This is a genomic window from Devosia sp. (assembly GCF_036406155.1).
Lineage (GTDB): Bacteria > Pseudomonadota > Alphaproteobacteria > Rhizobiales > Devosiaceae > Devosia_A.
The window spans coordinates 1-6,861 of the sequence record NZ_DASWVV010000079.1 but is presented as its reverse complement, the minus strand read 5'-3'; the positions used below and the strand labels follow the sequence as shown (position 1 = coordinate 6,861).

At 67.7% G+C, this 6,861-nt stretch carries 9 protein-coding genes and 1 tRNA gene; 2 read left to right on the top strand and 8 right to left on the bottom strand.

Annotated features, from left to right (window positions below):
* On the bottom strand, window positions 1–696 hold a 696-nt coding region (locus VGD93_RS05195; RefSeq protein WP_395009882.1), incomplete at its 3' end, for a hypothetical protein.
* A 222-nt stretch (window positions 697–918) separates the two neighbouring features.
* Here VGD93_RS05195 and VGD93_RS05190 point away from each other — a divergent pair.
* Window positions 919–995, top strand: a tRNA-His gene (locus VGD93_RS05190).
* Window positions 996–1,113: 118 nt separating this feature from the next.
* Here VGD93_RS05190 and VGD93_RS05185 read toward each other — a convergent pair.
* The 6 genes from VGD93_RS05185 to VGD93_RS05160 form a co-directional block, all read right to left on the bottom strand.
* Window positions 1,114–1,839: a nucleotidyl transferase AbiEii/AbiGii toxin family protein gene (locus VGD93_RS05185; RefSeq protein WP_395009880.1), complete on the bottom strand. Its 726-nt coding sequence runs from the start codon at window positions 1,837–1,839 to the stop codon at window positions 1,114–1,116.
* A gap of 47 nt (window positions 1,840–1,886) precedes the next feature.
* On the bottom strand, window positions 1,887–2,111 hold the full coding sequence (locus VGD93_RS05180; protein WP_395009877.1) for a hypothetical protein: 225 nt from the start codon (window positions 2,109–2,111) through the stop codon (window positions 1,887–1,889).
* A 132-nt stretch (window positions 2,112–2,243) separates the two neighbouring features.
* Window positions 2,244–3,044, bottom strand: a complete 801-nt coding sequence (locus VGD93_RS05175) for a DUF3618 domain-containing protein (protein WP_395009875.1) — start codon at window positions 3,042–3,044, stop codon at window positions 2,244–2,246.
* On the bottom strand, window positions 3,037–3,459 hold the full coding sequence (locus tag VGD93_RS05170) for a phage holin family protein (protein ID WP_395009873.1): 423 nt from the start codon (window positions 3,457–3,459) through the stop codon (window positions 3,037–3,039). The genes VGD93_RS05175 and VGD93_RS05170 overlap by 8 nt, the downstream gene beginning before the upstream one ends.
* Entirely contained in the window at window positions 3,459–4,037 is a 579-nt protein-coding gene (locus tag VGD93_RS05165) for a hypothetical protein (protein WP_395009871.1), read from the bottom strand. Before VGD93_RS05165 ends, VGD93_RS05170 begins: the two co-directional genes overlap by 1 nt.
* 164 nt (window positions 4,038–4,201) lie before the next feature.
* Window positions 4,202–4,504 carry a hypothetical protein gene (locus tag VGD93_RS05160; RefSeq protein ID WP_395009868.1) on the bottom strand — a complete coding sequence of 101 codons (303 nt, stop codon included), beginning with the start codon at window positions 4,502–4,504 and terminating at the stop codon, window positions 4,202–4,204.
* A gap of 232 nt (window positions 4,505–4,736) precedes the next feature.
* Here VGD93_RS05160 and VGD93_RS05155 point away from each other — a divergent pair, with 232 nt between their 5' ends.
* Window positions 4,737–4,973 (top strand): hypothetical protein, encoded by a 237-nt coding sequence (locus VGD93_RS05155; protein WP_395009865.1) that lies wholly within the window; start codon window positions 4,737–4,739, stop codon window positions 4,971–4,973.
* A 36-nt stretch (window positions 4,974–5,009) separates the two neighbouring features.
* Here VGD93_RS05155 and VGD93_RS05150 read toward each other — a convergent pair.
* Window positions 5,010–6,861, bottom strand: a 1,852-nt coding sequence (locus VGD93_RS05150; RefSeq protein ID WP_395009863.1) for a vWA domain-containing protein, incomplete at its 5' end; no start/stop codon positions are given.

Sequence of the window (6,861 nt, the reverse complement as noted above, 5' to 3'; positions counted from 1 at the left end):
AGCGCCGCCGTGCTGGAACGCTACCAGCCCCTCCTCGGCGCGGATGGCCTCGATCCCCGGCGTCGTCTCGAGGCCCTCGACCAGCACCAGGGCGGCGTCGCGTGACCCGGCGAGCCGGGTCAGGCGGACCGCTGTGCCCTCGATTTCGAGCGCTGTGGTCGCTGTGTCGGGCAGGGTGGGGATGTCGTTTTCCCCGATCGCGCCGGCCAGGCGTTCGCGGGCGCGCGGGGTGCCGCCGCCGACCTTTCCCGCCTCCATCAGCAGGAATTCGGCCCCGGGCGGATAGAACGGGGCGGGCGGCCTGCCCGGTATTGCCGCCGTGGCGGCCAGCACATCGGCGTCGATGGGATCGACGCCGACAAGCAGCAGCCCGGTTTCGCCGCCCGGCAGCCGCAGCGGGATGGCCGTGCAGGTGGCGGAGACCGGCTTGTCGCCGGCGAGGAAGCGCAGGCGCGACAGGCTCGCGCGGCCGCGCGAGCCGAGGCGGATGAGGCGGCTCACCTGGCCGCCGATGGGCACGGCCTCTGGCCCGAGCCTCAGCGCGCCCTTGCGGATCCTTGCGTTGAAGGCGTGGGCGGCGTCGTTGCGCCACAGCAGCTCCCGGCCGTCGGCCGACCACAGCCACGCCGGACGGGCGTCGGCCCACAGCCCGAGCACGCGGCGGCCCGTCGGCGATTTGACCCACTCAGCATCCACGCGCCACACCAGCGGTTGTGCCAGTCTGGCACATCCCCGCGCTCCTCGCTTAACGGATCATCAATATAGCGCGCCCCCGGCTGGGTCCAGACGAGCCGGGGCGGCCGGACCCGCCAAATGCCGCGGATGGTTAAGGCCCGAGCCCTTAACAACCCCTCTCGCCATGCCTAAATGCACTCTTGCAAGCGCCGGTTTCAGCACATATGGTCCGCCGCGTCTTGGGCCGCCTTAGCTCAGCTGGTTAGAGCACTAGATTGTGGATCTAGGGGTCCCCCGTTCGAACCGGGGAGGCGGTACCATTCCTCCACAAGGAGGTCAGGCCAAATTTGGTCTGGATCCATTCCAAAGAAGCTTGGGTGATCGACGCAGTAAGCCACTACCGAGCAACCCCCAGGATTGTCATGGCTCTCAGGGCCTTCAGGGCACCGCGATGGGGGCGAACGTCCAATGTGGCCATGCAGTGGCTGCTGCGTCGCGTAGTGCCGCTGCCGATTTCATCACGTCGCGGAGTTCCATTTGGAGGGTGGCGGCTGCGTATTCAGCCTCGGCGGGCTTCGCCAAGCGCTCAAGGGCCTGCATGACGGCCTTCGGGATCAGATCCCCATAGGCTTTCTCTGCGGCAGAGATTGCGGCCTCAGGGAGATTTCCGCTGCCTTGGACGAGATAGCCCAGGTCGATTGCGTCACGGTAGGCTACCGACTTATCCAAGCGGCGGTCTGCGTTTGCGAGGAGTTTTTCGGCGAACTGACAGTCGACCGACAGAAGCGGAACGCCCAACCTTTCTGATAGTGCACCCTCCAACGGAATGCGGGCTTCACGCAGGATCTCGAACTTGATCGGTTGCTCATCCACCGTAACGAAGCCGCGTATTCCGTACTGGTCGCCGATGAATTCCCGCAGGATCTCCACCTTAGGGCCAAAAATGGCTTGGTGGCCCTCGCGGTCGATCGCATTCCGCAGTTCTCGATATCCATCGACGTCTGCGCACAGAAAATCGACATCGAGGGACAGCCGGTATTCGCCGTTCTCAAGTACGATGGCTGTCCCCCCGCCAAGGAAGCATTTGCTGCGATCAAGGAACGCTGAGTCCATCGATTGCAGGGCCTTCGCGATGAGGGCGTGCTTAGGGCGCTGGAACGTCAATTAGGCCTCCTGGCATGTCGCCAAGATAACTATTGCCTTGGCAAGAGTCAGGCGAACATGCGGTGGCCGTGACCAAATTCGTGCGTGAGCTCTTCGATCAGATAGGCCTCGGCCGGCGTGAGCCGGCCAGCATCGACGTGCCGCCAGTTGCGCTCATAGATTGCGAAGGCTTCTTCGCGGGGAATGGGGCGTGCAACATCGCGGTTCCACACGAGCAATCCCAGCTCGGGGAAGTCCTTGGGCACGATCAGCGCTGCAGGATGCCTGGCCATTATGCTCGTTCATATAGTCCCGAGGCGCGAAAATGTCGAGGTGTGCCCGGCGAATGTGCCTTGGCAACGCCCGAGTGATCGGTACGTGCGGACGCGGCCGCCGGCGGGCGGCGGCCGCTCGCTTCGTGCCGTTCAGCCGGACAGGCCGCCGGGGCGGTCGGACAGGTCCGGGTCCTCGAGCACGCCGGCGACCTTTTCCTTGATCTCGGCATAGCCGTCACCCACGAGGTCGCGGCCTTCCTCGAAGAGATCGCCCGCCGCCACGGCGGCCTGGGCCTTGACGCTGTCGGCGGCCTCCCCGAGCAGCTCGTCCTCCTGCTGCGTCGGGGGCAGGAGCGCGCCGAGTGCCGCGCCCATCGCGAAGGCGAGCGCCCCGCCGATCAGCGGCTGCTCTTCGTAGAGATGGCCTAGGTTTCCGGCCTGCTGCCGGACCTGGCCGAGCACGTTGCGGGTCGTCCGGTCGACCTGCCGCGTCATCCGGCCGGCCGCGTCGGCGATCCCACCGGCGGCCTCGGAAACGCCCCCGGCAAGGTCCTCGCCGGCATGCCTGGCCTTGTCGAGAAGGCCGTTTGCGGTGCTACCGTGCACGTCGTCGTCGGCGCCGTCCCACGCCCCGATGTCGCTGTTACGGGATGTGCGCCCGGCAGCCGTGGAGGCGTGGCCGTTCGGCCGGCCGGAGCCGGTCATCAGCCACAGCAGCCCGGCGCCCACCAGCGCGACGGGCAGGGGATTGTCCCTGACGCTGCGGCCCAGGTTCTCGATGAATTCCTTGCTGCCGTCGCCGGTATAGTCCATGACGCCGTCGAGCAACTGGCCCGGCGACATCCTGTGCTGGATTTCGTCGAGGGTGCTGGAGACGCGCTGGCGCTGCGCCTCCAGCTCGCGGGCGAGGTCGGCGGACGATTGGTGCGCGTTCGCGGAATAATCAGACATTGACTCTCTCCTTGATGACGTCGGCGTCGCGCGCCAGCGACCGGGCGGTGCGCTCGAGCGCCAGTTCCTGGGCCTGCATCTGCCTGAGGCCGCGTGCGATCAGCACCCAGGCGAGGATTCCGACGACGCCGCCCACGATCAGGGCGGCGAGCCAGAAGGCGGTGAGTTCGGCCATGCCCATGTTCACGAACAGGGCGCCGAGAATCGACACTGCCGCCGCCAGCAGCACGCCCAGCGCGCCCAGCGCCAGCACGCCGCCGGCGAGCACGAGTCCCGCGCCCGACAGCATCTGCCGGGCCTTCTCGCCCGCCTCCGTTTTGGCCAGCTGCACTTCCTTGCGGAACAGCATGGTCACGTCGGCGGACAGGTCACGCAGCAGGTCGGGAAGCGACCGCTGCTCGCCCATGGTGCTCATCAGTGCCCCCTTTCGGTCTGCGCATAGTGGCCGGTACCGCGCCAGCTCCCGGCGGCGCCGAAGTCGGTATCGCCGGCGGTGCCGTCACCCGTCTGCGGGCCGGCTGGACGCCGGGCGGAGGCCTTGGCAAAGCGCCCGGCGGCGAATCCGGCGAGGGCCGCGGCGCCGAGGAATGCGGCCGGCTGCCGGCGCGCGAAGTCCTGCACCGTCTGCATCAGTTCGTCGACGCCGCGCTCCCTTAGGGCGGTCGACATGTCGTCGATGCCGTGCGCCACGTCGCGGGCATAGCGCGCCATCGTGCCCTGGTCGGACTGTTCCAGTTCTGCGGCGGCCTTGCCGAGCGCGCCCGAGAAGGCCGCGGCCTGCTCGGCAATCCGGCTCTTGTTTGTTTCGGCGAAACTCCTGGCCTGCTGCGTGGCGTCGTCGGCCAGTTCGGCCATTTTCGCCTGGGCATCCTTGGCGAGAGTCTTCGCCTCGGCCGCTACGTCGCCGGCAGCGCGCCGGGCTTCGCCGAGCACGGGGTCGGCCGGGTTCTTGGCCGCGCCCGCGCCGGTGGTCGGGGAGTTGCTCGTGTTCACTGGTGTTCTCCTCACCGCGTGTGATGATCAAGGCGGGGCCGCCGCGGACGCTCGCGCTGCTCCCCTGCCTCGATCGGTTGGGACGGGGGACTAACTGTCGCCTGCCGGCTTGGTTCCGGCCTGGGGGCGACGTTCACGCATTTGGCAAGAGGGGTGGACCGCCGTCACGGCGCCGGTGGCGCCTGGACGCGCTTGACGTGCGAGTGCGAGGGCACGACGGTGAGCACGCGGATCGGCGAGGCGGGCACGTCGTCCTGCCCGTAGGTCCAGGCGAGCCGGAGCGGGGCGCCCGGCGCATCCTCGACCATGACGTCGGCGTCATGGTGCATGGCGCCCATCAGGTCGGCCATGACGATGGCGCTGTTGAGGGCCTGTGGCTGCGTCTTGTGCCGCGCCATGGCGCGGCCCTCGAGCGTCACCAGCCAGTCGCCCGCCTGCGGGACGACGAAGTAGCGTGCCAATCCCATCGGTGCCTCCCTGTGCAGCGTAGGCGAGGAACGCGGAGCGGGGCGGGAGGTTGCCGGGGCCTTTGCTGAAACCTTCCTGAACGCCCGGTTCCGCCCTCGTTCAGGGGCGGAGGCGCAGGAGCGTGCGAAGTCACGGCTTCGTGCGGCAACTTGAAGGGGGCGTCCGCCGTTTCCGGGTGAAGATCATGCGCCGGCGCTTGGGCGCCGGCCCAACGACGACGGGGAAGCCATCATGCACAAGCACCTGCCGCATCCCGCGCCCGAGCCGGCCACGACGCATGCCCCGCTGTGGCTGGCCGCTTCAGAAGGCCGCCGGCTCGCGCGCCCGGCGGGTCCTGTCATCGCCGATATCGACGCGCCGGAGGCGCCGATGGAAATCGAGTTCTTCGGGTTGACCGAGGCCGAGCAGCGGGCGGCCCTCGCCGCCTTTCCCGGTGGCCGGCGCTTCGTGCTGGTCCGCCGCACCTGACGTCTCGGCGTGCTGGGGCGGTCGTGTACCCGGCGCTTACCTCGCCAGGCGCAGGTTGGAAAGCTGGTGGGCGATGGTCTCGAACACGTCGGTGAGTTCGGTGGCGTCGGTGGGAAAGAACGCCTTGCTCGGGTCCGAGGCACAGGCCGTCAGCAGGTCCCGGGTCGCCGTGTTCGGCGGGTCGAGCCCGATCGTATAGATGATGATGCCCGGATCCTCGCCCTTGGCCGCCTTGGCGTTGGTGCAGGTGGTGAGGGTACGGGCGTTCATCTCCTCCTGCAGCGCCGCAGTCGAATTGCCGGTGAGCCGGCCGTTGTAGGGGTACCCATAGGCGACGTACCAGCTCGCCTTGTTCATGTTGTTGACGTAGCTGTGGGTGTTTTCACCGTCGGTCATGATGATCATGACCTTGGAGTTGGCCCCCCCATAGTCCTCGGCCTCCGTCAGCGGCGCGGTCGGCGACAGCGCGTGGTAGCCCCAGATGGTCCCCTGGTGGATGTTGGTGCCGCCGTCGGCCTTCAGCGTCGAGATGCGGCCGAGGACCGCGCCCTTGTCGTCGGTCAGCGGCAGCAGCGCGTTGCTCGGACAATCATTGTTGGGGCCGTCCCTCTTCAGGTTGACCGTGGCCCCGTCGTACTTGCACAGGCGCTCCTGCCGCTCTCGGTCGGAGAAGTTGTAGGTGCAGGTTTGCACTCTGGTGTTGGTGTAGCTCGACCAGCCGCTGCTCGAGTAGCTGGTCGAGCAGGTCGGCGTGTTGTTGTAAAGCGTCGCCGGCGGCGTCGACGGGTCGGTGACCACGCCGTTCTCGTCGGTCTGCACATAGGTGTCGGTGGTGCTGCCGGTGCAGGTGGCCGAATCGTAGTTTTTCGCGTTGTTGCCCTTCGACGTGCACTGGGTCTTGACTTGCTTCCACACCCAGGTGGGCGTGCGCGGGCAGTTGGCCGGCTCGTCGGCGATGTAGCTGTTGTAGAAGCCGCTGTCGGGCTCGTCCGGACTGAACACCGGCACGAACAGCGTGTCGGGATCGGCGGCGGTGGGCGTGGTGTCGTCGGTGTCGTAAGGCGTCGGCCGCGCTTCGACGCACCCCGTCCAGGAGACGTTCTGCAACTGGTCGAACAGCTCGAAGCGGTTGACGGTGCCGGTGAAGGGCGTGGCGTCGTTGTCGTCGTCGTCGAAATTGTGCCTGCTGATGCTCGAGGCGCCGGTCGTGTCCATCCACGCTGCCGTCCTGTTGGCCGTGCCGACATTGACGAACTCGGTGAACGGCACGATGCCGAGCTTGACGTTGGTCGTCGTCGGGGCGGAGACGCTGTCGGCGCAGTCATTGCCGAACAGCACGTTGGTGGCGCAGGTGGCGGCCTTCTTGAGCTCGCTGATGCGCGTCGGGCTCGACCACGCCATCGAACCGGAATTGTCCAGCACCATCACCACTTCGAGGTTGAGCTTCTTGCGCGTTGCCTCCGAGACCACCCCGGCGGTGACCTCCTGGATGCCGAGCAACGAGACGAAGGCGGTGGGCACCCGGATGCGCGCGTCGATGTGCAGCGTGCCCTCGGCGGTGTCGACGGTGACCGCATCCACCTGGGCGCAGGGCGGCACCGTCGCGGACGGGCAGGCGCCCCAGTTCTGCCCGCTGGCTGTGTCCAGCTGCTGGACCAGCAGGTCCTGCGCCTTGGCCGTCAGTTCCGGTACCGAGGTCGTGTAGATGCTCGGCTGCAGCCCCAGCGAGGCGGTGTCGAGCGCCACCTGCGCCCGCGTGCGCGCCTGCTCGATGGCGGTATAGTCGACCACGGCGCCCGAGGTGGCGACGAGGACGATCGCCAGCACGCCGAAGATGACGAGGAAGGCCCCGCTCTCGTCCGACCGGAAACGTTCAAGAAGGGCAGCG